30 protein-coding genes, 3 tRNA genes and 1 pseudogene are annotated in these 24,352 nt (G+C 31.9%); 1 reads left to right on the forward strand and 33 read right to left on the reverse strand.

Annotated elements, in window-relative coordinates; translation table 11 throughout:
* Nucleotides 1-2: 2 nt before the first annotated feature.
* The 33 genes and pseudogenes from rplR to AC5SLW_RS03600 form a co-directional block, all read right to left on the reverse strand.
* Nucleotides 3-359, reverse strand: a complete 357-nt coding sequence (rplR, locus tag AC5SLW_RS03440) for a 50S ribosomal protein L18 (RefSeq protein ID WP_006996827.1) — start codon at nt 357-359, stop codon at nt 3-5.
* On the reverse strand, nt 359-898 hold the full coding sequence (gene rplF / locus AC5SLW_RS03445; RefSeq protein ID WP_006996826.1) for a 50S ribosomal protein L6: 540 nt from the start codon (nt 896-898) through the stop codon (nt 359-361). The genes rplR and rplF overlap by 1 nt, the downstream gene beginning before the upstream one ends.
* Nucleotides 898-1,293: a 30S ribosomal protein S8 gene (gene rpsH / locus AC5SLW_RS03450; protein ID WP_494574559.1), complete on the reverse strand. Its 396-nt coding sequence runs from the start codon at nt 1,291-1,293 to the stop codon at nt 898-900. The genes rplF and rpsH overlap by 1 nt, the downstream gene beginning before the upstream one ends.
* Nucleotides 1,294-1,303: 10 nt before the next feature.
* Nucleotides 1,304-1,609 carry a 30S ribosomal protein S14 gene (gene rpsN / locus AC5SLW_RS03455; protein ID WP_006996824.1) on the reverse strand — a complete coding sequence of 102 codons (306 nt, stop codon included), beginning with the start codon at nt 1,607-1,609 and terminating at the stop codon, nt 1,304-1,306.
* A 2-nt stretch (nt 1,610-1,611) separates the two neighbouring features.
* Nucleotides 1,612-2,166: a 50S ribosomal protein L5 gene (gene rplE / locus AC5SLW_RS03460; protein WP_006996823.1), complete on the reverse strand. Its 555-nt coding sequence runs from the start codon at nt 2,164-2,166 to the stop codon at nt 1,612-1,614.
* Nucleotides 2,166-2,414, reverse strand: a complete 249-nt coding sequence (rplX, locus tag AC5SLW_RS03465) for a 50S ribosomal protein L24 (RefSeq protein WP_006996822.1) — start codon at nt 2,412-2,414, stop codon at nt 2,166-2,168. Before rplX ends, rplE begins: the two co-directional genes overlap by 1 nt.
* Nucleotides 2,415-2,783, reverse strand: a complete 369-nt coding sequence (rplN, locus tag AC5SLW_RS03470) for a 50S ribosomal protein L14 (protein ID WP_271480979.1) — start codon at nt 2,781-2,783, stop codon at nt 2,415-2,417.
* Nucleotides 2,780-3,016 (reverse strand): 30S ribosomal protein S17, encoded by a 237-nt coding sequence (gene rpsQ, locus AC5SLW_RS03475; protein ID WP_006996820.1) that lies wholly within the window; start codon nt 3,014-3,016, stop codon nt 2,780-2,782. Before rpsQ ends, rplN begins: the two co-directional genes overlap by 4 nt.
* Entirely contained in the window at nt 3,009-3,200 is a 192-nt protein-coding gene (rpmC, locus tag AC5SLW_RS03480; protein ID WP_006996819.1) for a 50S ribosomal protein L29, read from the reverse strand. Before rpmC ends, rpsQ begins: the two co-directional genes overlap by 8 nt.
* A 1-nt stretch (nt 3,201) precedes the next feature.
* Nucleotides 3,202-3,612: a 50S ribosomal protein L16 gene (gene rplP / locus AC5SLW_RS03485; protein ID WP_006996818.1), complete on the reverse strand. Its 411-nt coding sequence runs from the start codon at nt 3,610-3,612 to the stop codon at nt 3,202-3,204.
* A 2-nt stretch (nt 3,613-3,614) separates the two neighbouring features.
* Nucleotides 3,615-4,295, reverse strand: coding sequence for a 30S ribosomal protein S3 (rpsC, locus tag AC5SLW_RS03490; RefSeq protein ID WP_011282155.1), 681 nt, complete (start codon nt 4,293-4,295; stop codon nt 3,615-3,617).
* Entirely contained in the window at nt 4,279-4,677 is a 399-nt protein-coding gene (rplV, locus tag AC5SLW_RS03495) for a 50S ribosomal protein L22 (RefSeq protein ID WP_494574563.1), read from the reverse strand. Before rplV ends, rpsC begins: the two co-directional genes overlap by 17 nt.
* Before the next feature lie 2 nt (nt 4,678-4,679).
* Nucleotides 4,680-4,973 carry a 30S ribosomal protein S19 gene (gene rpsS, locus AC5SLW_RS03500; RefSeq protein ID WP_006996815.1) on the reverse strand — a complete coding sequence of 98 codons (294 nt, stop codon included), beginning with the start codon at nt 4,971-4,973 and terminating at the stop codon, nt 4,680-4,682.
* Nucleotides 4,973-5,818 (reverse strand): 50S ribosomal protein L2, encoded by an 846-nt coding sequence (gene rplB, locus AC5SLW_RS03505; protein ID WP_006996814.1) that lies wholly within the window; start codon nt 5,816-5,818, stop codon nt 4,973-4,975. Before rplB ends, rpsS begins: the two co-directional genes overlap by 1 nt.
* 2 nt (nt 5,819-5,820) lie before the next feature.
* On the reverse strand, nt 5,821-6,114 hold the full coding sequence (rplW, locus tag AC5SLW_RS03510) for a 50S ribosomal protein L23 (RefSeq protein WP_020169482.1): 294 nt from the start codon (nt 6,112-6,114) through the stop codon (nt 5,821-5,823).
* Between the two features lies 1 nt (nt 6,115).
* A complete protein-coding gene (gene rplD, locus AC5SLW_RS03515) occupies nt 6,116-6,739 on the reverse strand; it encodes a 50S ribosomal protein L4 (RefSeq protein ID WP_494575823.1) in 624 nt (207 codons plus the stop codon).
* Nucleotides 6,740-6,742: 3 nt separating this feature from the next.
* Nucleotides 6,743-7,450, reverse strand: a pseudogene (gene rplC / locus AC5SLW_RS03520) (50S ribosomal protein L3); the annotation flags it as partial.
* Between the two features lie 2 nt (nt 7,451-7,452).
* The gene (gene rpsJ / locus AC5SLW_RS03525; RefSeq protein ID WP_271480986.1) at nt 7,453-7,761 is read right to left on the reverse strand and encodes a 30S ribosomal protein S10; all 309 of its coding nucleotides are present in this window, start codon (nt 7,759-7,761) and stop codon (nt 7,453-7,455) included.
* A gap of 5 nt (nt 7,762-7,766) precedes the next feature.
* Nucleotides 7,767-9,845, reverse strand: coding sequence for an elongation factor G (gene fusA / locus AC5SLW_RS03530; protein ID WP_006996809.1), 2,079 nt, complete (start codon nt 9,843-9,845; stop codon nt 7,767-7,769).
* 6 nt (nt 9,846-9,851) lie between these two features.
* Nucleotides 9,852-10,322 carry a 30S ribosomal protein S7 gene (gene rpsG, locus AC5SLW_RS03535; protein WP_006996808.1) on the reverse strand — a complete coding sequence of 157 codons (471 nt, stop codon included), beginning with the start codon at nt 10,320-10,322 and terminating at the stop codon, nt 9,852-9,854.
* A 2-nt stretch (nt 10,323-10,324) separates the two neighbouring features.
* Nucleotides 10,325-10,696 carry a 30S ribosomal protein S12 gene (gene rpsL / locus AC5SLW_RS03540; protein ID WP_006996807.1) on the reverse strand — a complete coding sequence of 124 codons (372 nt, stop codon included), beginning with the start codon at nt 10,694-10,696 and terminating at the stop codon, nt 10,325-10,327.
* Between the two features lie 171 nt (nt 10,697-10,867).
* Nucleotides 10,868-15,037 carry a DNA-directed RNA polymerase subunit beta' gene (rpoC, locus tag AC5SLW_RS03545; protein ID WP_011282158.1) on the reverse strand — a complete coding sequence of 1,390 codons (4,170 nt, stop codon included), beginning with the start codon at nt 15,035-15,037 and terminating at the stop codon, nt 10,868-10,870.
* Nucleotides 15,038-15,039: 2 nt separating this feature from the next.
* Nucleotides 15,040-19,131 carry a DNA-directed RNA polymerase subunit beta gene (gene rpoB / locus AC5SLW_RS03550; protein WP_494574566.1) on the reverse strand — a complete coding sequence of 1,364 codons (4,092 nt, stop codon included), beginning with the start codon at nt 19,129-19,131 and terminating at the stop codon, nt 15,040-15,042.
* Nucleotides 19,132-19,186: 55 nt separating this feature from the next.
* Entirely contained in the window at nt 19,187-19,552 is a 366-nt protein-coding gene (rplL, locus tag AC5SLW_RS03555) for a 50S ribosomal protein L7/L12 (protein WP_006996804.1), read from the reverse strand.
* Between the two features lie 27 nt (nt 19,553-19,579).
* On the reverse strand, nt 19,580-20,080 hold the full coding sequence (rplJ, locus tag AC5SLW_RS03560) for a 50S ribosomal protein L10 (protein WP_494574568.1): 501 nt from the start codon (nt 20,078-20,080) through the stop codon (nt 19,580-19,582).
* Between the two features lie 5 nt (nt 20,081-20,085).
* The gene (gene rplA / locus AC5SLW_RS03565) at nt 20,086-20,775 is read right to left on the reverse strand and encodes a 50S ribosomal protein L1 (protein ID WP_494574570.1); all 690 of its coding nucleotides are present in this window, start codon (nt 20,773-20,775) and stop codon (nt 20,086-20,088) included.
* On the reverse strand, nt 20,775-21,200 hold the full coding sequence (gene rplK, locus AC5SLW_RS03570; RefSeq protein WP_006996801.1) for a 50S ribosomal protein L11: 426 nt from the start codon (nt 21,198-21,200) through the stop codon (nt 20,775-20,777). The genes rplA and rplK overlap by 1 nt, the downstream gene beginning before the upstream one ends.
* Complete coding sequence (gene nusG / locus AC5SLW_RS03575; protein WP_006996800.1) at nt 21,200-21,730, reverse strand: transcription termination/antitermination protein NusG; 531 nt, start codon at nt 21,728-21,730, stop codon at nt 21,200-21,202. The genes rplK and nusG overlap by 1 nt, the downstream gene beginning before the upstream one ends.
* Nucleotides 21,730-21,921, reverse strand: coding sequence for a preprotein translocase subunit SecE (gene secE, locus AC5SLW_RS03580; protein WP_006996799.1), 192 nt, complete (start codon nt 21,919-21,921; stop codon nt 21,730-21,732). Before secE ends, nusG begins: the two co-directional genes overlap by 1 nt.
* A 19-nt stretch (nt 21,922-21,940) precedes the next feature.
* A tRNA-Trp gene (locus tag AC5SLW_RS03585) sits at nt 21,941-22,016 on the reverse strand.
* A 7-nt stretch (nt 22,017-22,023) separates the two neighbouring features.
* Nucleotides 22,024-23,214, reverse strand: coding sequence for an elongation factor Tu (gene tuf, locus AC5SLW_RS03590; RefSeq protein ID WP_006996798.1), 1,191 nt, complete (start codon nt 23,212-23,214; stop codon nt 22,024-22,026).
* A gap of 47 nt (nt 23,215-23,261) precedes the next feature.
* Nucleotides 23,262-23,335, reverse strand: a tRNA-Gly gene (locus AC5SLW_RS03595).
* Between the two features lie 46 nt (nt 23,336-23,381).
* Nucleotides 23,382-23,467: transfer RNA gene (locus tag AC5SLW_RS03600), tRNA-Tyr, on the reverse strand.
* A gap of 131 nt (nt 23,468-23,598) precedes the next feature.
* On the opposite strand from AC5SLW_RS03600, the gene rlmB reads away from it, so the two are divergent.
* The gene (gene rlmB / locus AC5SLW_RS03605; RefSeq protein ID WP_006996797.1) at nt 23,599-24,342 is read left to right on the forward strand and encodes a 23S rRNA (guanosine(2251)-2'-O)-methyltransferase RlmB; all 744 of its coding nucleotides are present in this window, start codon (nt 23,599-23,601) and stop codon (nt 24,340-24,342) included.
* The last annotated feature ends 10 nt before the right edge of the window (nt 24,343-24,352 follow it).

The raw sequence follows: 24,352 nt of genomic DNA on the forward strand, positions 1-24,352 counted from the left end.
AATTAAAATTCCATTCCATTTTTACGTAGTGTTTCAGCAAAAACTTTAACTCTGCCGTGGTATTTGTATATACCTCTATCAAAAAATATTTTTGATATTTTCTTTTCTTGGGCTTTCTTTGCAAGTTTCTCTGCTACTATTTTAGAAATTTCTGTTTTATTTACTTTGTCCATAGAACGAATGTCTTTTTCAACAGAAGAACATGACACAAGAGTAATGTTTTTTACATCATCAATAATTTGAGCTGAAATATTTTTTGCAGATCTTGATATGCTTAGCCTTAATCTATCAGATGATGCAACTTTTTTTAATTTACCAGTTACTCTAAATTTCTTTCTTTGAATGGTATTTAATTTCATTATTTCTTCTTCCCTTCTTTTCTTAGAATGTATTGACCTTGCTCTCTAATACCTTTGCCTTTATATGGCTCTGGTTTTCTAAAAGCTTTGATTTTTGAAACAACCATACCTACTTGTTGTTTATCAGATCCACTAACTTTAACTACCGTCTGTTTTTCAACAACAATTTTAATTCCTTCAGGAATATCAAAATTAATATCGTGGCTATAACCTAATTGTAAATTTAACTGTTTATCTTTTAATGCAGCTCTGTAACCCACTCCAACAAGCTCAAGAATTTTTTCATAGCCAGTACTTGACCCAATAACAGCATTATTGATTAAGCTTCTATTCATGCCCCATAATCTTTTTGAGTTTTGATCCTTAACTTTAGGGCTGATAGATATTTCTTTTCCTTCGGTAACGTCAAGATTAAACATTTCAAGATCAATATTAAGTGATTTTTTACCTAAAGGTCCCTCAATGTTAAGAACACTACCAGAAAGTACTGCTTTAACTTTTTCAGGGATTGAAATACTTATTTTACCAATTTTAGACATTAAAATACCTTACAAATTATTTCGCCACCAACTTTTTGTTTTCTAGCTTCAATATCAGTCATTACACCTTTTGGTGTTGATACAATAGCTATTCCTAGTCCACCATTAATTTTTGGCAAACTATCAGCACTTGAAAATATTCTTCTACCAGGCTTAGATACTCTCTCAAAAGTACTAATTACTGGATTTCCAGAATAATATTTTAAGTCAACTGACAATGTGGGTTTATTATTTTCAGTTTCAATTTTATAGTCTTTTATAAATCCTTCACTTTTAAGAATATCTGCAATCTTAACTTTAAAGTTAGAAGAAGGTAATGTTACTTTCTTATGATTTCTCACTTGTGCATTTTTTATTCTTGCAATCATATCCCCTATTGGGTCACTTAAACTCATATTATCCTTTCTACCAACTCGACTTAGTCATGCCAGGAATTAATCCATGCAGTCCCAAGTCTCTTAAGGCTATTCTTGATATTTTTAATTTTCTGTAAACACCGTGTGGTCTTCCAGTAATTTGGCATCTATTCATAACTCTGTTTTTTGCAGAATTACGAGGTAAATTTGAAAGCTTTTGCTGTGCTTTAAATCTTTCTTCTAATGATATTTTTTTATCCATTACAATTTTCTTTAATGCTTGTCTTTTTTTGAAAAGCCTATCTGAAAGTTTAATTCTTTTATTATTTTTATTTACTGCGCTTACTTTAGCCATTCCTAATTGTCTCCTTTTTTAATAAATGGAAAATTTAGTTTTTCTAAAAGAGCAAAACTATGATCTTTATTTAAAGCAGAGATCACAACTACAACATCAAGACCTCTAATCTTATCAATTCTATCAAAATTAACTTCTGGAAAAATTATATGTTCTTTAATGCCAAACGTGTAATTACCAAACTTATCAAATCCTTTGGGTGATAAGCCTCTAAAGTCTTTAATTCTTGGTAAAGCAATATTTACAAGTCTATCTAAAAATTCATACATTTTGTTACCTCTTAAAGTAACTTTTAAACCAGCGTTTGTACCTTTTCTCGTTTTAAAGTTTGCTACTGATTTTTTAAATTTAGTCACAGTTGGTTTTTGACCTGTAATTTTTCCTAAATCTTCTTCAGTAGATTTCATAATCTTTGCATCAGCACCATCAAGACCAAGACCCATGTTAATAACAACTTTTTCAACTTTTGGACCCATATAGGTATTTTTATATCCAAGGGTTTCTTTAAGCTGTGGTTGGATTTCTTTGTAATAAAGTTCTTTTAATCTAGGTATCATTATTTCTTAGCCTCAGTTTTTTTTGTTTTAGCTTTTTCGTCAATAAGTTTAAGGTTTGAAATGTGGATGAAGCTCTCTTTAGAGACTATTCCACCTTTTTTTTCTTTTGTAGTTTTAACATGTTTTTTCACAATATTAATTCCTTGAACTTTTGCTCTGTTATTAGGTCTATCGATTTCAATAACCTCACCCTCTTTTTTTTTATCTCTTCCAGTTAAAACTCTAACTTTTAATCCTTTTTTAATCATTTATAAAACCTCTGGAGCCAATGAAATTATTTTCATTTGACCTCTACTTCTTAATTCTCTTGTTACTGGACCAAAAATCCTAGTCCCCACTGGTTCACCTTTATCATCAACTAAAACAGCTGCATTATTGTCAAATTTAACTTTGGATCCATCTTCCCTATGAATTCCCTTTTTAACTCTAACTACAACAGCCTTATGAACAGAACCTTTTTTAACTTTTCCTTTAGGCAATGCCTCTTTAACTGCGATAACGATAGTATCACCAATGCTTGCGTATCTACGTTTAGAGCCACCTAAAACTTTAATGCATTCTATTCTTTTTGCACCAGTGTTATCAGCTACTAATAATTCAGTTTGTACTTGTATCATTTAGATCCATCCATTACTTGAAATTTTTTATTCTTAGAAAAAGGCTTACACTCAATTATTGACACTGTGTCTCCAGTTTTAAATTTATTATTTTCATCGTGAGCGTTATATTTTTTTCTAACTTTAACTACTTTTTTTAATACTGGGTGTGAATATTTTCTTTCAACAGATACAGTTATAGTTTTGTTTGGTTTATCGCTTGTTACTACTCCTGTTAATATTTTTTTAGGCATTTAATTTTCCTTTTAGTGTAGTTTTTAATCTAGCTATAGTTTTTTTAGTTTGTCCAATTTTAGATGGATCTGTAACTTGTGAATTAATTTTTTGAAATCTAAAGTTAAATAAATCTTTTTTTAATTTATCAATATTTTTGATAACTTCGTCCTTAGATAATTTTTTAATTTCTTGTTTTTTCATATTATGCAAATCTCTTAATAAATTTTGTTTTTATAGGTAGTTTAGCTGAAGCCTTATAAAGTGCTTCTTTTGCTATTGTCTCTGAAACACCATCAATTTCAAATAAAATTCTACCTGGCTTCACTCTACAAGCCCAATATTCAGGAGCTCCTTTACCTTTACCCATACGTACTTCAACAGGTTTTTTTGAAACAGGTATATTTGGAAAGATTCTTGTCCAAACACGTCCCTGTCTTTTCATGTGTCTTGTTAAAGCGACCCTAGCAGCTTCTATTTGTTTTCCTATAATTCTCTCTGGCGCCATAGCTTTTAATGCAAAAGATCCATAGTTAATCTTGCTAGCACGTGTAGCTGTTCCATGAATTCTTCCTTTATGTGCTTTTCTGTATTTTGTTCTAACTGGCTGTAACATAATTATTCTTTAACCTCTTTTGGAACTATCTTGTTAGTTTCTTGGCTAAATTCTTTAGCAAATACTTCACCTTTATAAATCCAAATTTTTATTCCAATAATACCAAATGTTGTTAATGCTTCAGCTTCTGCATAGTCAATATCTGCTCTTAAAGTATGTGATGGTATACTTCCTTCTCTTAACCATTCAGTTCTAGCTATTTCATTTCCACCTAGTCTACCACTAATAGAAACTTTAATGCCTTTTGCACCAAGTCTTAAACATGATTGCATAGCTCTCTTCATGGCTCTTCTATATGATATTCTTTTAACTAATTGTTGTGCTATATTTTCAGCAACTAAATAAGCATTTGTTTCCGGCTTTTTAACTTCTTTAATATTAAGTGTTACTTCATTGTTAGTAAATTTAGATAAATTGTTTTTTATTTTATCAATATCGCTACCTTTCTTTCCAATTACAAATCCAGGTCTTGATGTGTAAATAGTAACAAAACATTTATTAGAGGTTCTCTCTATCATAACTTTAGATACACCAGAATTAACAACATTTTTCTTGATATATGCTCTGATCTTAAAATCTTCGATAAGATAATTTCCAAAATCTTTCTTTTTTGCATACCAGACAGAATCCCAACCTCTGTTTACACCTAGTCTGAAACCAACAGGATTAACTTTTTGACCCATGACTCTCCATTTGTTTTGCTTCTGATAATATAATTGTAATAGTTGAATAAGGTTTTAAAATTGGTGCAGCTCTACCTTTTGCTCTTGGTCTAAATCTTTTCATAACAACTTTTTTTCCACAGTATGCTTCTTTAACAATTAGTTTATCTATGTCGTATTGATTGTTATTTTCAGCGTTAGCAACAGCTGATGAAACTGTTTTTCTTATTTCTCTAGAAATTCTTTTTGCAGAAAATTGAAGCTCTCTAATAGCTACATCAACTTTTTTTCCAACAATTGCTTTAAGTATTGGGTTAAGTTTTCTTACACTAGATCTAATATTATTATTTACAGATCTAACTGTATCTACTTTAGTTCTGTTAATTTTCTTTTTTTTATTCATAATTATTTTTTCTTCTCAGCTGGTTTTCCTTTTTTTTCAGCTGGTGTATGTCCGAAAAATGTTCTAGTTGGAGAAAATTCACCTAATTTATGACCCACCATATCTTCAGATATAGTAACTGGAATGAATTTTTTTCCATTATAAATCAAAAAACTAACTCCTATAAACTCAGGAATAATTGTTGATTTTCTTGACCACGTTTTAATAGGCATTTTTTTTGGATCTAATTTTTGTTTTTCAACTTTTTTAATCAAGCTCTCTTCAACAAAAGGTCCTTTCCATACTGATCTAGCCATTATTTTTTAGAATCCTTCCTGTTGTTTCTTCTTCTAACTATAAATTTATCTGTACTCTTATTGTCTCTAGTTTTTAATCCTTTTGCAGATTGACCTGTTGGAGATACCGGATGTCTTCCACCTGCAGTTTTACCTTCACCACCTCCATGTGGGTGATCAACAGGATTCATCACAACTCCTCTAGTATGAGGTCTTCTACCAAGCCATCTTGATCTTCCAGCTTTACCAATCTTAATATTTTTTTGATCTGGGTTTGAAAGCACGCCAATTGTTGCCATGCATCTTGAGTCAATTTTTCTAACTTCTCCAGAGGTCATTTTAATTAATGAGTAATTTCCATCTAATCCACTGATAGTAACTGATGTACCTGCAGATCTAGCTATTTTTCCACCAGCACCAGGTTTTAGCTCTACATTATGGATATTGATACCAACAGGAATATCTCTAAGTGGCATACAGTTTCCAACTTTAATTTCTTTTTCCGATCCATTTTCAACTTTATCACCTACTTTAATTTTTTGAGGAGCTAAATAGTAAAAATGTTGTCCATCATCAAACTTAACTAACATGATGTAGCAAGATCTATTTGGATCATATTCAATTCTTTCGACAGTGCCTGGCATGTCGATTTTCTTTCTGTAGAAATCAACCAACCTATACATTTTCTTGTGCCCACCGCCTGACATATTACGAGAAGTTATGTGTCCATTATTATTTCTTCCACGCATTGAATTTTTTGGCTCAACTAAGGCCTTAAATGGCTTGCCTTTCCAAAGACCAGCTCTATCAACTAAGATTGTTCCTCTTGTTGATTTTGTATAGGGTTTGAATGTTTTTAATGCCATTTTTAAATTCCAGATGTTAGATCAATACTTTGACCCTTTTTAAGTGTTATTATTGCTTTTTTGTAACCTTGAACATTAACTTTTTTACCTCTAGTTACTTTGGTTCGATTTTGTTTATTGATAATATTTATTTTTGTAACATTAACTTTAAAAATCTTTTCAATATTTTTCTTCAAATTAGTTTTGTTGGCAGCTCTGGGTACTTTAAAAACAATTTTATTTTGTTCTGACAAGTTAGTTGTTTTCTCAGTAACCATTGGTGATAGAATTTTATCGTATAAATGTATTTTATCCATTTTAAGAATATCTCTTTTCTAGTTCTTTAATTGAGCTTTCTGTAAAAACTACTTTTTTAAACTTTATAATATCAAATGCACTGAAATGATTAATATCCGTAACTTTAACATTTGGAATATTTCTAACTGACTTTTCAATTTTCTCTTTAGATGATTTATCTAAAATTATTAATGAATTTGTAATTTCAAATTTTTTAATAATTAAATGCATTTCTTTAGTTTTTTTAATCTCATTTCCAAAATCACTAAAAATTATCAAATTATTAAGTTTATTCTTCTCAGTAATTAGTGAAGCTATACTTAGTTTTTTTTCACTTTTATTTAATTTTCTTTTTTTGTATGCCAGTTCACCTTTAGGTCCATGTGCAACACCACCACCAACAAAAATAGGTGCTTTTCTACTTGCGTGTCTAGCTCCACCAGTACCTTTTTGAGCATAAATTTTTGATGTAGATCCAGCAATCTCATTTTGTTGTTTAGTTTTTGCGTGTCTACCTTTGTAATTAGCATTAGTTTTATATAATACGTTATCAACCAATCTTTTATTAATTTTAGCAGAGAAAATTTTATCTAAAACTTCAATTGAATCTTTTTTACCGTCTAAGTTTAATTTATCAATTTTCATTATTTTTTCTTTTTTATCTGGTGTTTTTTTAGCTTCTTCAGCGGCAGCAATTTTTTCATTAATAGTCATTTTGTTTATAACTTTTACTGACTTTTTAACTAAGATTTCAGTATTTTTTGAACCAGGAATTGATCCTTTTAAATATAACAATTCATTTTCAACATCTGTCTTAATAATCTCTAAATTTTGCATAGTTCTAACTCTATCACCCATATGACCAGCCATTTTTTTACCTTTAAAAACTTTACCAGGATCTTGTCTTTGTCCAGTGGATCCATGAGATCTATGTGATACAGAAACTCCGTGTGTAGCTCTTAATCCACCAAAATTGTGTCTCTTCATGGCACCTGCAAAACCTTTACCAATAGTTTTTGAAGTAGTATCAACAAACTTAACTTCATTAAATATTTCAAGACCAAATTCGTTACCTTCTTTGTATAACTCTGTATCTTTAACTCTAAATTCTTTTAATTTTTTCTTAGCTTCTGTATTTTTCTTTGCATAAAAGCCTTTCATTGCTTTTGTAAGTTTAGATGCTTTAATTTTACCAAACCCCAATTGCACAGCTTTATATCCACGTTTTTCTTCGTCAATAACTTGGATCACTCTAGCCTTTTCCATTTTAATAACAGTTACTGGAACTAAACGCCCTGTTTTATAGAACTCTCTAGTCATACCAATTTTTTTCCCAATTAATGCAATCTCGGTCATATTTAAATTTTAATCTCCACATCAACACCTGATGCTAAATCAAGTTTCATTAAAGCTTCAACAGTTTGAGGTGTTGGCTCTATAATATCTATTAATCTTTTGTGTGTTCTTGTTTCAAATTGCTCTCTACTTTTTTTATCTATATGTGGTCCTTTAAGAACTGTGTATTTTTCAATTCTAGTTGGCAAAGGAATTGGTCCCTTGATGGTAGCACCTGTTCTTTTAACAGTATTAACAATCTCTTCTGTAGAAGCATCTAAAATCTTATTGTCGTAAGCTCTTAATTTTATTCTTATGTTTTGTTTTTCCATAATAGTTAGCCTGCAATTTTCTTAGTTACTTCATCCTGCACGTTTTGTGGGACTTTAGAGTAATGATCAAAAAACATTGAATACTGAGCTCTACCTTGAGACATTGATCTTAAGCTATTTATATATCCAAACATGTTAGCTAAAGGAACCATAGCTGTAATCACTGTTGCATTTCCTCTATTTTCTTGAGTACTGATTTGGCCTCTTCTACTATTCAGGTCACCAATAACATCACCCATATAATCTTCTGGTGTGACAACTTCAACTCTCATAACTGGTTCTAATAATTTCAAAGTTCCTCTAGTACACGCTTCTTTAAAGCAAGCTCTACCTGCTAATTCAAATGCAAGAACACTTGAGTCAACATCATGATGTAATCCATCTAAAATTGTAACTTTATAATCAATCATTGGAAATCCTGCTAAAATTCCGCCATCTGAAATTGTTTCAATTCCTTTTTCAACACCAGGAATAAATTCTTTTGGAATTGCACCACCTTTAATTTTGCTTTCAACAGATCTACCTGAACCAGGCTCTTGTGGTTCAACCAAAAGTTTAACTTTTGCAAACTGACCAGCACCACCACTTTGTTTTTTATGAGTATATTCAAATTCTGAGGCGTTTTGTAATGTTTCTCTATAAGCAACTTGAGGAGCACCAACATTTGCCTCTACATTAAATTCTCTTTTCATTCTATCGACAATAATATCAAGGTGTAACTCACCCATTCCTTTAATAATAGTTTGACCAGATTCTTCATCTGACGTTACTCTGAATGATGGGTCTTCTTTAGCCAATCTTCCTAATGCTTCACCCATTTTTTCTTGGTCAGCTTTTGTTTTAGGCTCAACAGCAATTTCGATTACAGGTTCCGGGAACTCCATTGGTTCTAATAAAACAGGATTAGCTTCATCACAAAGAGTATGTCCTGTTATCGTGTATTTTAAACCAGCTAAAGCAACAATGTCACCCGTATTTGCTTCTTTGATATCCTCTCTTGAGTTCGCATGCATTAAAAGCATTCTACCAACTCTTTCTTCTTTATCTTTTGAAGTATTATAAACGGCAGTTCCAGTTCTAATCGTTCCCGAGTAAATTCTAATAAAAGTTAATGAACCAACAAATGGGTCATTAGCAACTTTAAATGCTAATGCAGAAAATCCTGTACCATCATCAAACTTCATTTCAACAACATCTTCACTACCTGGTTTAGTTCCATTAATAGATCCAATATCGATCGGGCTTGGTAAGTAGTTAATTACAGCGTCAAGTAAAGGTTGAACACCTTTGTTTTTAAAAGCTGAACCAGTAGTTATTGGAACAAAACTAAAATTTAAAGTTCCTTTTCTTATGCATTTTACTAAATCTTCTTCTTTGATTTCTTCCCCATTTAGGTAAGCTTCCATTAGTTTTTCATCTTGCTCTACAGCCATTTCAACTAATTCAGTTCTGTATTTTTGTGAAATTTCTTTTAAATCATCAGGAATTTCTTTGTATTCCCATTCAGCTCCTAAAGCTTCATTTTTCCAAACTTGAGCTTTCATTTTAACTAAGTCAACAACGCCAGATAAATCTGCTTCAATACCAATAGGGATTTGAATTGGTAGAGGCTTACAGCCTAATCTATCCTTAATCATTTCAACACATCTATAAAAATCAGCACCCGTTCTATCTAACTTGTTTACAAAACAAATTCTTGGAACTTTATATTTATCAGCCTGTCTCCATACTGTTTCAGATTGAGGTTCTACACCGGCAACACCATCAAAAACACAAACAGCACCATCTAAAACTTTTAATGATCTTTCTACTTCAATCGTAAAGTCAACGTGTCCAGGAGTGTCGATGATATTAATTCTATGATCATTCCAGAAGCAAGTTGTTGCTGCTGATGTAATCGTAATACCTCTTTCTTGTTCTTGTTCCATCCAATCCATTGTTGCAGCACCATCATGTACTTCACCAATTTTATGACTTTTTCCTGTGTAATATAAAATTCTTTCGGTCGTAGTAGTTTTACCAGCATCAATATGGGCCATGATACCAATGTTTCTGTATTTATTTAATGTATGTGTTCTAGCCATAATTTATTACCACCTAAAATGAGCAAAAGCTTTATTTGATTCTGCCATTTTATGTACATCTTCTCTTTTTTTAACTGCAGAACCTTTTTTTTCATAAGCATCATACAGTTCGTTAAAAATTTTATCTGACATATGTTTGTCTTTTCTTTTTCTAGAAGCATCAACTAACCATCTAATTGCTAGTGCTTGTGCACGTTTAGTTTTAACTTCAACAGGAACTTGATAAGTTGCGCCACCTACTCTACGTGATCTAACTTCTACAGTGGGTTTAATATTATTTATCGCTTCATTAAAAACATTAATGGGCTCTTCTTTTGTTTTTGATTTTATTTTTTCTATAGCTTCATAGACAATTTTTTCAGCAACTACTTTTTTGCCGTCGTACATTATTGAGTTAATTAATTTAGGGATTATTGTAGAATTAAATATTGGGTCTGGAGTAACAACTTTTTTGGGTTGTGTTTTTTTTCTAGACATAATTATTTACCTTTTTTAGTTCCATACAAAGATCTACGTTTCTTTCTATTTGCAACACCTTGTGTGTCTAGGTTTCCTCTAAGGATATGATAACGAACACCAGGTAAATCTTTTACACGACCGCCCCTAATTAAAACAACTGAGTGTTCTTGTAAATTATGACCTTCACCACCAATATAAGCTGTAACTTCAAAACCATTAGATAGTCTAACTCTAGCAACTTTTCTTAATGCTGAGTTGGGTTTTTTAGGAGTTGTTGTATAAACTTTTACACAAACACCTCTCTTCAAAGGTTGTTTTTGAAGTGCAGGAACTTTATTCCTAGCAACAGGTTTAATTCTTTTTTTTCTTAACAACTGGTTAATAGTTGGCATAAATTTTTTTAATTAATTAATATATTTTTGAGTGAAAATAACTGACAGGTTATTTTGTGGCAGCGTTTAGTTCCGTAAAGTAGGTACTACATTCCAACCAAAAACAGCGTCAAAATACTATTAAATCTCTGATTGTCAAACTAAAACTACAAGTTAAACGTGTTTTTTTTATTAATTTGCTGGAGTTTCTGTAGTCTCTAAAGGCTCAATTTTCTCTTGCTCAGCTAAGAATTTATTATCGGCATCAATGGCATTCTTATTCCATTTGTTCTTAATGTGACCTGTTCCAGCTGGAACTAATCTACCTACAATAACGTTCTCTTTTAAGCCATTTAATGGGTCGACTTTACCTTTAATCGCAGCATCAGTTAAAACTCTAGTAGTTTCTTGGAATGAAGCAGCAGAAATAAATGACTCAGTTTGAAGTGAAGCTTTAGTAATACCCATTAAAACTCTTTCACCAGATGCTGGATTCTTTCCTTCAGCAACTAGTTTTTCATTTGTATTATCAAACTTAATTCTGTCAATCATTTCACCTGGTAAGTAAGACGAGTCGCCAGACTCTTTGATTTCAACTTTTTTAAGCATTTGTCTTAATATCGTTTCGATATGTTTGTCGTTAATAATTACACCTTGTAACCTATAAACTTCTTGTACTTGGTTAACAAAGTATTCTGTTAAATCTTTTATACCAAGTATTCTTAAAATATCATGTGGCAACGGTTGTCCATCTAAAAGATACTCACCTTTTTTTATTTTTTCACCTTGGTTAAAATTAATATGTTTACCTTTTGGAATTAGATAATTTGAAGGTTCACCATTATCTGGTTGTATGGAAATTCTTTGTTTTCCTCTAACTTCTTTACCAAATAAAACTTGGCCATCATTTTCTGCAATTATTGCACTATCTTTTGCTTTTCTAGCTTCAAATAATTCTGCAACACGAGGCAATCCTCCAGTAATATCTTTTGTTTTAGTAGTTTCCTTTGGAAGTCTAGCTATTATATCACCAGCAAATATTTTTTGACCATCTTTCACTGAAAGAATTGAATCTGGAACTAAATAATATCTGGCTTCATTATCGTCAGCTTTTTTAATAACATTTCCTTTATCATCTCTTAAAGTAATTCTTGGTTTTAAATCTGTGTTTTTAGATTGAGCTCTCCAATCAATAACAGATTTAGATGAAATTCCTGTTGCATCATCAGTTGTTTCTTGAATTGAAACACCATCAATTAAATCTACATAGCCAGCTATACCACTTTTCTCTGCGATAACTGGAGTTGTATAAGGATCCCATTCACAAATTTTTTCATTTGCTTTAACTTTATCACCATTCTGGAAAAATAATTTTGATCCATAAGCAACTTTGTAAACAGCAACTTGAACTCCATTATTATCTTCAATTGATAATTGTGTATTTCTTCCCATTACAATTAAATTTTTCTTAGAATCTTCTAATAGGTTAGAGTTTATAATTTTTAAAGTTCCAGCTGTTTTTGTTACAATCTGAGATTCTTGCTTAACAGAAGCAGTACCACCAACGTGGAAGGTTCTCATTGTTAACTGAGTACCAGGTTCACCAATTGATTGAGCTGAAATCATACCAATTGCTTCACCAACATGAACCATTTTTCCTCTAGATAAATCTCTTCCATAACAAGTAGCACAAACACCAAGTTTAGAGCTACAAGTCATAACTGAATAAGCTTTAATAAATTTAACACCAGCTGCATCAATTTTATCGCAACCAGCTTCATCAATCATTGTTTCTTTTTTAATAACTACTTCGCCAGTGATTGGATTTTTTACATCGAAAGCTGTAACTCTACCAAGTGCTCTTTCTGATAAACTAACAACAACATTTCCACCTTCCAAAATTTCTGCTAATTCAATAAACCCTGGATTATCACACTTAATTTTAGATATAGTAAGATCTTGAGCTACGTCACAAAGTCTTCTTGTTAAATAACCCGAGCTTGCAGTTTTCAGGGCTGTATCAGCTAAACCTTTTCTGGCTCCGTGTGTTGAATTAAAATATTCTAGGGCAGTTAAACCTTCTTTGAAGTTAGAAATAATTGGAGTTTCGATAATTTCACCAGATGGTTTTGCAATAAGACCTCTCATACCAGCCAACTGTTTCATTTGCGCAGCTGAACCTCTAGCTCCACTATCTGCCATCATAAATACTGAGTTAATCTTCATGCCATCAGGAGTACTTTCTGTAGCTGAAATACCTCTCATCATTTCACCAGCAACTTTATCTGTACATTTTGACCAAGCATCAACAACTTTGTTATATTTTTCACCTCTAGTAATTAAACCTTCTGAATATTGATTTTCATAATCTGCAATTAATTTTTTAGTATCTTCAATTAGTTGTCCTTTGTTTGCAGGAATAACTAAATCATCTTTACCAAAAGAAATACCTGCTTTAAATGCGTGCTTGAAACCTAAATCTTTTAAATGGTCACAAAATATAACTGTAGTTTTCTGACCACAAAATCTAAAAACACTATCGATAATTTCTGAAACAGTTTTTTTAGGAAGCAATCTATCAATCATTGAAAAAGTAATATCTTTATGTTTTGGAAGTAAGTTAGCTAATAAGAATCTTCCAGCAGTCGTAGTGTGTTTTTCAACTCTTTTGTTGCCCTTCTCATCTAATGTTTCAAATCTAGAAACAATAGTAGAGTGAACTTTTATTTGACCTGTAGATAGTGCATGTTCAATTTCATCATTATTTATGAAGTAACCATCTGGTTTTTCAGTTTGAAAAGGCGCTTGAGATAAATAGTAAAGACCTAAGATCATATCCTGACTCGGTACTATTATAGGTTTACCGTTTGATGGACTTAAAATGTTATTTGTTGATAGCATTAAAATTCTTGCTTCTAGTTGAGCTTCTAAACTTAGAGGTACGTGAACTGCCATTTGGTCACCATCAAAGTCAGCATTAAAGGCCGCACAACATAAAGGATGAAGTTCAATTGCATCTCCTTCAATTAACTTAGGTTCAAAAGCTTGAACTCCAAGTCTGTGAAGTGTTGGTGCACGGTTTAATAAAACTGGGTGTTCTCTTACAATAAGTTCTAATGCATCCCAAACAGCATTAGTTTCTTTTTCTACTAATTTTTTTGCTTGTTTGATTGTAGAAGCTAATCCTAGTTTATTTAATCTAGCATACAAGAATGGTTTAAATAATTCTAAAGCCATCTTCTTAGGTAAACCACATTCATGTAATTTAAGGTCTGGCCCTACAACGATTACAGATCTTCCTGAATAATCTACTCTTTTTCCTAGTAAGTTTTGTCTAAATCTACCTTGTTTACCTTTAAGCATCTCTGCTAAAGATTTAAGTGGACGTTTACCGGTTCCAGTAATTACTCTTCCTCTACGACCATTATCAAATAATGCATCAACAGATTCTTGAAGCATTCTTTTCTCATTTCTAACAATGATATCAGGAGCTTTTAAATCCATTAATCTCTTAAGACGATTATTTCTGTTTATAACTCTTCTATAAAGATCATTAAGATCTGATGTAGCAAATCTTCCACCATCTAATGGAACTAAAGGTCTTAATTCAGGTGGTATAACTGGTATTACAGTTAAAATCATCCATTCTGGCTTTTGACCAGTTTCAATAAATGACTCAATCAATTTAAGTCTTTTAATTGATCTTTCTTCATTAACTTTTGATTTTGTTTCTTTAATTGTATTAATTAAAAGCTTTCTTTCAAGCTCAAGATCCATTGATTTAAGAATAGATAAAATTGCTTCAGCTCCAATACCAGCTTCAAATGATTCTTCACCAAACTCGTCTTGGTATTTTGCTAATTCTTCTTCGTTAAGTAATTGATTTTTTTGAAGACCAGTTAAACCAGGCTCAATAACTATGAAGTTTTCGAAATAAAGAACTCTTTCAACTTCTTTTAACTTCATATCAACGGCTAGTGAAATTCTACTAGGTAAAGATTTTAAAAACCAAATGTGTGCAACGGGAGTTGCAAGGTTTATGTGACCCATTCTCTCTCTTCTTACATTGGATTTTGTAACTTCAACTCCACATTTTTCACAAATAATACCTCTAAACTTCATACGCTTGTACTTACCGCACAAACATTCGTAATCTTTTATCGGTCCAAAAATTCTAGCACAAAACAAACCATCTTTTTCTGGTCTAAAAGTTCTATAGTTAATAGTTTCAGGTTTTTTAATTTCACCATATGTCCAAGATTTAATTTTTTCAGGGCTAGCTAAAGTAATTTTAATGCTATTAAAATTTTGTGCTTCAGAAACTTCACTATTTTTAAATAAATCTGTTAATTCTTTTTTCATATTTAATTTAACTCTATGTTTAGTGCTAATGATTTAATTTCTTTAACTAGAACGTTGAATGACTCTGGAATTCCAGACTCAAAATTTTCTTCACCTTTAACAATCGTTTCATAAACTTTAACTCTTCCGGCAACGTCATCTGACTTGACTGTTAAAATTTCTTGTAATGTGTACGAAGCTCCATACGCTTCAAGAGCCCACACTTCCATTTCACCAAATCTTTGTCCACCAAGTTGTGCTTTACCACCCAATGGCTGCTGTGTAACAAGACTATAAGGACCAGTAGATCTTGCGTGAATTTTATCCTCAACCAAGTGATGCAGTTTAAGCATATAAATAATACCAACGGTTACAGGTCTATCAAACATTTCGCCTGTTCTACCATCCCATAAATTAGTTTGACCTGAAGTAGGTAATTTTGCTAACTCAAGCATTTCAGAAACATCTTTTTCTTTAGCTCCATCAAATACTGGAGTTGAAATAGCTATACCATTTTGTAAGTTTTCACATAAATCTGAAAATTCAGTTTTGTTTAATTTGTCAATTCCCCCATCAAACACTTCTTTACCATAAACAGATTTTAGGAATGATGAAATTTTTTCAGTTTTTTCAAATTTTTTATTATTTTCATTAACTAATCTTTTAACTTCTTCACCAAATTCTTTACAAGCCCAACCAAGGTGAGTTTCCAAGATTTGACCAACATTCATACGACTTGGAACTCCAAGTGGATTTAATACAATGTCAACAGGTCTTCCATCTTCTCTATAAGGCATATCTTCAACAGGGACAATTTTACTGACTACACCCTTGTTTCCGTGTCTACCTGACATCTTATCACCTGGTCTTAATCTTCTTTTAATCGCAACGAAAACTTTTACCATTTTCATAACACTTGGTAATAAATCATCTCCACTTCTAATTTTTAAAACCTTATCTTCAAATCTTTCTTGAATATCTTGTTTTGCTTGATTGTATTGATCTTTTAATTGAGCAATACTCGCTTCATCATTAACATTGCCTACTGTTATTTTGAATACATCGTTAATATTAATTTTATTAATTGTCTCAAGATCAAGTTTGGTACCTTCGTCTAAATCTTTTATTTTTTTAGTTAAAGAAGCTCCTGATAAGATTTGATTAGCTCTTTGTTTTATGCTTCTTTCTAGAATTTCTTCCTCTACAATTTTGTCTTGTTGAACAGTATCAATTTCTGCTCTTTCAATTGTAATAGATCTTTCATCTTTTTCTATACCATGTCTATTGAATACTCTAACATCAACAACCGTTCCACTGCTTCCTCGAGACATTTTTAATGATGTGTCAGTTACATCGATTGCTTTTTCACCAAAAATAGATCTTAATAATTTTTCCTCAGGTCCAGATGCTGAATCTCCTTTAGGTGTAACTTTACCAACTAATATATCGCCAGCTTTTACTTCAGCGCCAATATAAACAATTCCAGATTCATCAAGGTTTTTTAGGGCTTCTTCATTTACATTTGGAATATCTCTAGTGATTTCTTCTTCACCCAATTTTGTATCTCTAGCCATAACTTCATATTCAACAATATGAACTGATGTAAATACATCATCCGTGACACATCTTTCTGAAATTAAAATAGAGTCTTCAAAATTGTAACCTTGCCAAGGCATAAATGCTACTGTCACATTTTTTCCAAGTGCTAGCTCACCTAGTTTAGTAGATGGTCCGTCAGCAATAATATCTCCTGATTTAACTTTATCACCTACTCTAACAAGTGGTTTCTGGTTTATACATGTATTTTGGTTTGATCTTTTAAATTTTTGCAGGTTATAAATATCCACACCTGATTTAGTGAAATCTGTTTCTTCTGTTGCTTTGATTACAATTCTTTTTCCATCAATTTTATCAACTGTACCATCACGACTAGCAACAATAGTTACACCTGAATCAAGAGCAACATCACTTTCAATTCCAGTACCAACTAAAGGAGATTCTGGTTTTAATAAAGGAACCGCTTGTCTCATCATGTTAGATCCCATTAGAGCTCTGTTCGCATCATCATTTTCTAAGAAAGGGATTAGAGAGGCTGCAACAGAAACTAACTGTTTAGGTGAAACATCAATATAATCAATTTTACTTGGATTTGATAAAACGAAGTTTAAATTTTCTCTACAAGGAACAAGTTCTTCTAAAATTTTTCCAGATTTATCTATTTTTGCATTAGCTTGAGCAATTGTATATTTTGTTTCTTCCATCGCTGAAAGATATTCAACTTTATCTTGAACTACACCGTTTAAAACTTTTTTATAAGGACTTTCAATAAAACCATACTTATTAATTTTAGCATAAGTAGATAAGCTATTAATCAAACCAATGTTCGGTCCTTCAGGTGTTTCAATTGGACAAATTCTTCCGTAGTGAGTTGGATGAACGTCACGTACCTCAAACCCAGCTCTTTCTCTAGTTAACCCACCTGGTCCTAAAGCTGAAACTCTTCTTTTGTGTGTAATTTCTGATAATGGATTTGTTTGATCCATAAATTGAGAAAGTTGTGAACTTACAAAAAAATCTTTAAGAGAAACTGTTAATGGTTTCGCATTAATCAAATCTTGTGGCATTGCTGATTCAATATCAAGAGTTGTCATTTTTTCTTTAATCGCTCTTTCCATTCTGTAAACACCAATACGCGCTTGGTTTTCAACAAGTTCGCCAACAGATCTTACTCTTCTGTTACCTAAGTGATCAATATCATCAACTTCATCTTTACCATCTCTTAAATCTAACATTTTATGAACGATAGCAATTATGTCGTCATTTCTTAAAATTGTAATTTTATCAGAACACTCAAGGTTCAGTCTCGAGTTCATCTTAACTCTACCAACATCAGAAAGATCGTATCTATCTGAACTAAAGAACAGGTTATTAAATATCTGTGTAGCAATCTCAACTGTTGGCGGTTCACCTGGTCTTAAAACCTTGTAAATTTCAGTAATTGCATCATTTTTTGAATTATTTTTATCATTTAAGATAGTTGTTAATAAATAAGGTCCTTTATTAATAGAATTAGTAATAGAAATTTCAATTGAGCTAATGTTAGCCTCTAAAATTTGCTTAATAATGGTATCATTTAACTCTGTACCTATTCCAAAAATACCTTCTTCTTCATCATCACTAACTTTAACTTCATTATGCAAATATTTTCCAATTAAAGACTCTTGAGATACAAGAATGTCTTTAAGCCCATCTGAAGCTAACTTTTTAGCATTTAAAAAATTAATTTTATCACCAAGCTTAATTACAACATTTCCTGTTTTAGCATCAGTAACTTCTTCAGAAAAATTTTTTGCTTTGTAATTTTCAGGATTAAATTTTGTTTTCCATTTACCTGTTTTTGCATCAAATGAATAAGTGTCTTTATCATAAAACTCATCCGCTATTTCTGATTTAGTTAAACCTAAAGCCATCAAAAGAGTTGAAGCAAATATTTTTTTCTTTCTATCAATCTTGAAATATAAAAAATCTTTAACATCGTATTCTAAATCTAACCAAGATCCTCTGTTAGGAATAACTCTACAATTAAATAATAATTTACCACTTGCATGTGATTTGCCTTTATCATGATCAAAGAAAACACCCGGACTTCTGTGCATTTGGTTTACAACAACTCTTTGAACACCGTTTGTTATAAAAGTTCCACTATCAGTCATCATAGGTACTTCACCCATATAAACTTCCTGCTCTTTGGCAGATAAAATATCTTTAGTATTGTTTTCTTGGTCAATTTCGTAAACAACCAATCTTAAAGTACATTTTAGTGCTGACGTAAAAGATAATCCTCTTTGAATACATTCTTCAGTATCAAATTTTGGTTTTTCAAGTCTATAAGAAACGTATTCTAATGTGGCTTTATCATTTAAATCTTCTATCGGAAAAATACTTTTAAAAACTCTATCAAATCCTTTTGATAAATCTCCAGCTTCACTGTCAAAATCAGTAAGTTGTTTGTATGAATTTTTTTGAACTTCAATTAAATTTGGAATAGATAAAGTTTCCGCAAGCTTTCCAAAGCTTTTTCTTACATTTTTCTTTTGAGTAAAAGATAATTGCATTTATTACTAATCACTGATTAATAAATTAACCAGTTATGAAATCTTTCTAATTAATTTATTTAAGTTCTACTTTTGCGCCAGCTGCTTCCAACTTAGCCTTGATCTCTTCAGCATCTTTTTTGTTTACACCAGACTTAACTTCTTTTGGTGCACCCTCAACTAAATCTTTTGCTTCTTTAAGACCTAAAGATGTTGCTGCTCTAACTTCTTTAATAACATTAATTTTTTTATCACCTGCAGAAATTAACATGATTGTAAAATCATCTTTTGCTTCTTCAGCTGCACCGCCTGCTGCTGCTGCTGGTGCTGCTGCAGCCATAGCAGTAACACCCCACTTTTCTTCAAGCTGTTTTGAAAGTTCAGCTGCTTCAACGACAGTTAAACTTGATAAGTCTTCAATAATTTTGTTTAGATCAGGCATATTTTTTTTTACTCTTTAGGTTGTTTTTTAAGAATTTTCTGGGCTCAAACTACTCATTTTTTCGGATCGTGCAAGTAAAATACTTACTAATTTTGATGCTGGTGTAGCCAAAATTCCGACAAGATTAGCTCTTGCTTCATCAAGTGTTGGTAAATTTGCTACATTTTGAACTGCAGCTTGGTCTAATACCTCATTACCCATAATTCCACCTAAAAGTTTCAAACTTTCGTTTGTTTTGGCAAATTTAGATAAAATTCTAGCTGATATTATCGCGTCATTAGAAAAAGCAACTGCAGTAGCGCCTGTAAATAAATTTGATAGCTCCTTACACTTAGTTTTTTCTAGTGCAATTTTTGTAATTCTATTTTTTGTTATAGTGAACTTAATGCCATGTTCTCTCATTTGCGCTCTAAGTTCATCAAGTTGAGACATTGTAAGTCCTTGGTAGTGAGTTACCATTACAGCTTCATTATTCTGAAAATGTGTTTCCATTTCACTAATATAATTCTTTTTTTGTTCCTTGTTCATCATAACTATATAGCTTTTCCTAATTTAACTTTATACGAAACACCCATGCTTGACGTTATAAAAGTATTTTTTATTAAGTCACCTTTTAAAGTTAGGTTTCCTTTTTCTTTTTCTAAAGTATCTAAAATAGCATGAAAATTTTTAAGTAATTGATCATCATGGAAAGATTTCTTGCCTATACTTACACCAATATTTCCATCTTTATCGTTTCTAATTTCTGCTTGTCCTGATTTAGCATTTGTTACAGCTTGCTTAATGTCCTCTGAAACTGATCCTAATTTTGGGTTAGGCATTAATCCTTTTGGACCTAAAACTTTTCCAAGCTTAGATAATTTAACCATCATACCTGGTGTACAAATTAATTTTTCAAAATTAAGTTCACCAGCTTTAATTTTATCAATAAATTCATCGCTACCAACTATATCAGCTCCGGCATCTTTAGCTTCTTTGGCTTTTGTATCCTCACAAACAACAGCTACTTTCACTTTCTTACCTGTTCCACCAGGTAAGTTAACTACAGTTCTAATATTTACTTCACCTTTTTTTTGTTTGTTGTTCACTTGAAAGCTCAAGTCAATTGATTCATCAAATTTTGTAGTACAATTTTTTTTAACATTCGCTAATAAATTTTCAATAACATCAGCAGTTAAATCTTTTGTTTTTTCAGGTAATTGTTTAAATCTTTTTGATGGCATTAGTCTTTAACCTCTATCCCCATTGATCTTGCTGATCCTGCAATAATTTTTACCGCTTGCTCAAGATCGTGAGCATTAAGATCTTTCATCTTTTGGGTTGCAATTTCTTCTGCTTGTTTTTTTGTAATTGATCCAGCAATACTTCTGCCTGGCTCTTTAGATCCACCTTTAAGTTTAGCAGCTTCTTTAATAAAATGTGATGCTGGCGGTGATTTAATTTCAAAATCAAATTTTTTATCTTTATATACTGTGATAACTACTGGAATTGGTTTTCCAGCAAATGCTTTTGTTTTATCGTTAAAAGCTTTACAAAATTCCATTATATTAATTCCACGTTGACCTAACGCAGGACCAACTGGCGGTGCTGGATTGGCTTGGCCACCCATAATTTGTAACTTTATATATCCACTAATTTCTTTTGCCATTAACTTGCTTTCTCTACTTGGTTATATTCTAAATCAACTGGTGTTGGTCTTCCAAATATTGAAACTGAAACCTTAAGTCTTGATTTCTCTTCATCTATATCTTCAACCATACCGCTGAATGATGCAAAAGGACCGTCAACGACCTGAACTTTTTCACCAATGCTGTATTCTATACCAGATTTTGGCTGAGCTACACCATCTTTTATTTGTCCTAAAATCTTTTCTATTTCTTTATCTGAAACAGGAACAGGAATGCCCTTTGAACCTAAAAACCCACTCACACGCTTTAAGTTTTTAATTAAATGATAAAGATCATTATCCATTTCACTTTTAATCAAAACATAACCAGGAAAGTATTTCTTTTTTCTCTGAATTCTCTTTCCTCTTTTTACTTCTGTTACATCGTGTGTTGGAACAACAATTTCTTCAATTTTGTCAGAAATTTTTGCTTTTTCAGCTTCTTCCTTAATTAATCCAGCAACTTTATTCTCAAAATTTGAGTGTGATTGAACAATATACCAATTTTTCATTAAATACTTACCTTTAGTAAAGCTTCCAATAAAAATTTAAGTACTTGATCAAGAAGCAAAAAGAAAAGAGACATAATAACTGCCATAGCAAATACCATTAATGCACCTTGCATTGTCTCTTTTCCGGTAGGCCAAGAAACTTTAAAGGCTTCTTGTTTAACTTCTTGGATAAATTTTATCGGGTTTTTCATAATATACTGTTTAGCTTATTGGCAGGAGCGGAGGGAATCGAACCCTCAACCTCCGGTTTTGGAGACCGGCACTCTACCAATTGAGCTACACTCCTATAGAGTTTACTCTATAATTTTAGTTACTACTCCAGCTCCAACTGTTCTACCACCTTCACGAATAGCAAAGTTTAATTTTTCGCTCATCGCAATTGGAGTAATTAATGTAACAGTGAATTTAGCGTCATCACCAGGCATAACCATTTCAGTTCCAGCTGGTAATGTAACTTCTCCAGTTACATCAGTTGTTCTAAAGTAAAACTGAGGTCTGTATTTAGTAAAGAAAGGAGTGTGTCTTCCACCCTCATCTTTTTTAAGTACATAGGCCTGAGCTTCAAATTTAGTGTGTGGTGTAATTGAAGCAGGTTTACAAAGAACTTGTCCTCTTTGAATGTCATCACGTTCAACACCTCTTAATAGTATACCAACGTTATCCCCTGCTTCACCAGAATCTAAAAGTTTTCTGAACATTTCAACACCAGTACAAACTGATTTTTTAGTTGCAGTAACCCCTACGATTTCAACTTCTTCACCAGTTTTAATAACACCAGATTCAATTCTTCCAGTTGCAACAGTCCCTCTACCTGAAATTGAGAAAACATCCTCAACAGGCATTAGGAAAGGTTTGTCAATATCTCTAGTTGGTTGAGGAATAAATTCATCAACAGCTTTCATTAATTCTATAATAGAATTTTTTCCAATTTCTTCATCTCTACCTTCAACAGCAGCTAATGCAGATCCTTTAACGATAGGAGTTTTATCACCTGGATATTTGTATGAAGTTAAAAGTTCTCTAATTTCTTCTTCAACAAGTTCAATCATATCTTTATCATCAACTTGATCTACTTTATTTAAGTAAACAACAATTGCAGGAATACCAACTTGTCTTCCTAAAAGAATGTGTTCTCTAGTTTGAGGCATAGGACCATCAGCAGCATTAACCACTAAGATAGCTCCATCCATTTGAGCTGCACCGGTAATCATGTTTTTTACATAGTCAGCGTGACCTGGGCAATCAACGTGTGCGTAGTGTCTTTTTTCAGTTTCATATTCAACGTGAGCAGTTGAAATTGTAATCCCTCTTTCTTTTTCTTCAGGGGCTTTATCAATCTGATCGTAAGCAACAGCTTTTCCTCCACCAAGTTCTGCTAATGTAATTGTGATAGCAGCTGTTAATGTTGTCTTACCATGGTCGACATGACCAATTGTACCGATGTTACAGTGTGGTTTATTTCTTACGAACTTTTCTTTTGACATTACGTTTTTACCTCAGTTTTAGTTTTATTAATAATTTCTTTTTTTCTTGGAGCGGGTAAAGAGAATCGAACTCTTACATCCAGCTTGGAAGGCTAGCGTTCTACCATTGAACTACACCCGCACAACATCAAGAATAACACTCCATTGTTATAAAAAATTTTATTGATTGGTGGAGGGGGAAAGATTCGAACTTTCGAAGACCGAAGTCAACGGGTTTACAGCCCGCCCCATTTGACCGCTCTGGAACCCCTCCTTTTTGGGGAAGTGTCCCCTTGCTCAATAAAGCTTCAAACAACATGCGTTTTATATATTTTTATTATGCAATTGCAACACGAGATTTACTGTGAAAATGGAGGAAAATACGTATAAAACAAAGATAATTTTATGAATAAATCATCTTTTTTAATCGTTGGTCAACATGCTGTAATTGAGGCTTTAAGAAACCCAAAAAGAAAGGTTTTAAAAGTTTTTTTAACAGAAGAAAGTAAAAAAAATATTCATAGAAAAAACCCAAAGAAGAATGTCCTTGAAGACGTTAAAGTCTATTTTAAATCAAAAAAAGAATTAGATAAGTATACCTCTAAAGATCAAATTATGCACGGTGGGTACATTGCAGAAGTTGAGCATATCGATCAACCCGACTTAAAAGAATTTATAAAAGGAAAAAATGAATTAACATTTGTTTGCATAGATGAAGTAACAGATCCTAGAAATATTGGATCGTTAATTAGAAGTGCTTCTTCATTTCATATAGATGGATTAATAGTTAAAGAAAGACAATTCCCGTCTGATAGTAAGCTTATGTATAAAGCCGCAAGTGGATGCATGGAGCATATTAATATTTTTGAAGTATCAAACATAAATTCAACACTTAAAAATTTAAGAGAAAAGAATTTTTGGGTTTATGGGTTTGATGCAAGAGGAGAAAAAGACTTTACAGAAATTAAATGGGAAGGAAAGAATGTTCTTTTATTTGGATCTGAAGGTTTCGGTATGAGAGAACATACTGGAAAGTACACAGATTTTTTTGTGAAGATTGACATAAATAAGGATGTAGAAAGCTTAAATATCTCAAATAGTGCAGCGATTGTGTTTCATCATTTAAGTTATTTGAAAAAAAATTCTTGATTAGTCTAAG

The organism is Candidatus Pelagibacter sp. PS_40, from assembly GCF_059417765.1.

Bases quoted from the DNA above. Each gene is read 5' to 3' on its own strand.
- rpsH (WP_494574559.1), bottom strand. From the start codon at position 1,293: ATGAGTTTAAGTGACCCAATAGGGGATATGATTGCAAGAATAAAAAAT.
- rpsG (WP_006996808.1), bottom strand. From the start codon at position 10,322: ATGTCTAGAAAAAAAACACAACCCAAAAAAGTTGTTACTCCAGACCCA.
- rpsS (WP_006996815.1), bottom strand. From the start codon at position 4,973: ATGGCTAGATCAGTATGGAAAGGACCTTTTGTTGAAGAGAGCTTGATT.
- rplF (WP_006996826.1), bottom strand. From the start codon at position 898: ATGTCTAAAATTGGTAAAATAAGTATTTCAATCCCTGAAAAAGTTAAA.
- rplR (WP_006996827.1), bottom strand. From the start codon at position 359: ATGAAATTAAATACCATTCAAAGAAAGAAATTTAGAGTAACTGGTAAA.
- secE (WP_006996799.1), bottom strand. From the start codon at position 21,921: ATGAAAAACCCGATAAAATTTATCCAAGAAGTTAAACAAGAAGCCTTT.
- rplK (WP_006996801.1), bottom strand. From the start codon at position 21,200: ATGGCAAAAGAAATTAGTGGATATATAAAGTTACAAATTATGGGTGGC.
- rpoC (WP_011282158.1), bottom strand. From the start codon at position 15,037: ATGAAAAAAGAATTAACAGATTTATTTAAAAATAGTGAAGTTTCTGAA.
- rpsQ (WP_006996820.1), bottom strand. From the start codon at position 3,016: ATGCCTAAAAAAATATTAACAGGAGTAGTAACAAGCGATAAACCAAAC.
- nusG (WP_006996800.1), bottom strand. From the start codon at position 21,730: ATGAAAAATTGGTATATTGTTCAATCACACTCAAATTTTGAGAATAAA.
- rplL (WP_006996804.1), bottom strand. From the start codon at position 19,552: ATGCCTGATCTAAACAAAATTATTGAAGACTTATCAAGTTTAACTGTC.
- rplN (WP_271480979.1), bottom strand. From the start codon at position 2,783: ATGATACAAGTACAAACTGAATTATTAGTAGCTGATAACACTGGTGCA.
- fusA (WP_006996809.1), bottom strand. From the start codon at position 9,845: ATGGCTAGAACACATACATTAAATAAATACAGAAACATTGGTATCATG.
- rpsJ (WP_271480986.1), bottom strand. From the start codon at position 7,761: ATGGAAAAACAAAACATAAGAATAAAATTAAGAGCTTACGACAATAAG.
- rplV (WP_494574563.1), bottom strand. From the start codon at position 4,677: ATGAATAAAAAAAAGAAAATTAACAGAACTAAAGTAGATACAGTTAGA.
- rpsN (WP_006996824.1), bottom strand. From the start codon at position 1,609: ATGGCTAAAGTAAGCGCAGTAAATAAAAATAATAAAAGAATTAAACTT.
- rlmB (WP_006996797.1), top strand. From the start codon at position 23,599: ATGAATAAATCATCTTTTTTAATCGTTGGTCAACATGCTGTAATTGAG.
- rplX (WP_006996822.1), bottom strand. From the start codon at position 2,414: ATGATTAAAAAAGGATTAAAAGTTAGAGTTTTAACTGGAAGAGATAAA.
- rpmC (WP_006996819.1), bottom strand. From the start codon at position 3,200: ATGAAAAAACAAGAAATTAAAAAATTATCTAAGGACGAAGTTATCAAA.
- rpsL (WP_006996807.1), bottom strand. From the start codon at position 10,696: ATGCCAACTATTAACCAGTTGTTAAGAAAAAAAAGAATTAAACCTGTT.
- rplD (WP_494575823.1), bottom strand. From the start codon at position 6,739: ATGAAAATTGATAAATTAAACTTAGACGGTAAAAAAGATTCAATTGAA.
- rplJ (WP_494574568.1), bottom strand. From the start codon at position 20,080: ATGAACAAGGAACAAAAAAAGAATTATATTAGTGAAATGGAAACACAT.
- rplW (WP_020169482.1), bottom strand. From the start codon at position 6,114: ATGGATAAAATACATTTATACGATAAAATTCTATCACCAATGGTTACT.
- rplP (WP_006996818.1), bottom strand. From the start codon at position 3,612: ATGTTACAGCCAGTTAGAACAAAATACAGAAAAGCACATAAAGGAAGA.
- rpoB (WP_494574566.1), bottom strand. From the start codon at position 19,131: ATGCAATTATCTTTTACTCAAAAGAAAAATGTAAGAAAAAGCTTTGGA.
- rplE (WP_006996823.1), bottom strand. From the start codon at position 2,166: ATGATACCTAGATTAAAAGAACTTTATTACAAAGAAATCCAACCACAG.
- rplA (WP_494574570.1), bottom strand. From the start codon at position 20,775: ATGCCATCAAAAAGATTTAAACAATTACCTGAAAAAACAAAAGATTTA.
- rplB (WP_006996814.1), bottom strand. From the start codon at position 5,818: ATGGCATTAAAAACATTCAAACCCTATACAAAATCAACAAGAGGAACA.
- tuf (WP_006996798.1), bottom strand. From the start codon at position 23,214: ATGTCAAAAGAAAAGTTCGTAAGAAATAAACCACACTGTAACATCGGT.
- rpsC (WP_011282155.1), bottom strand. From the start codon at position 4,295: ATGGGTCAAAAAGTTAATCCTGTTGGTTTCAGACTAGGTGTAAACAGA.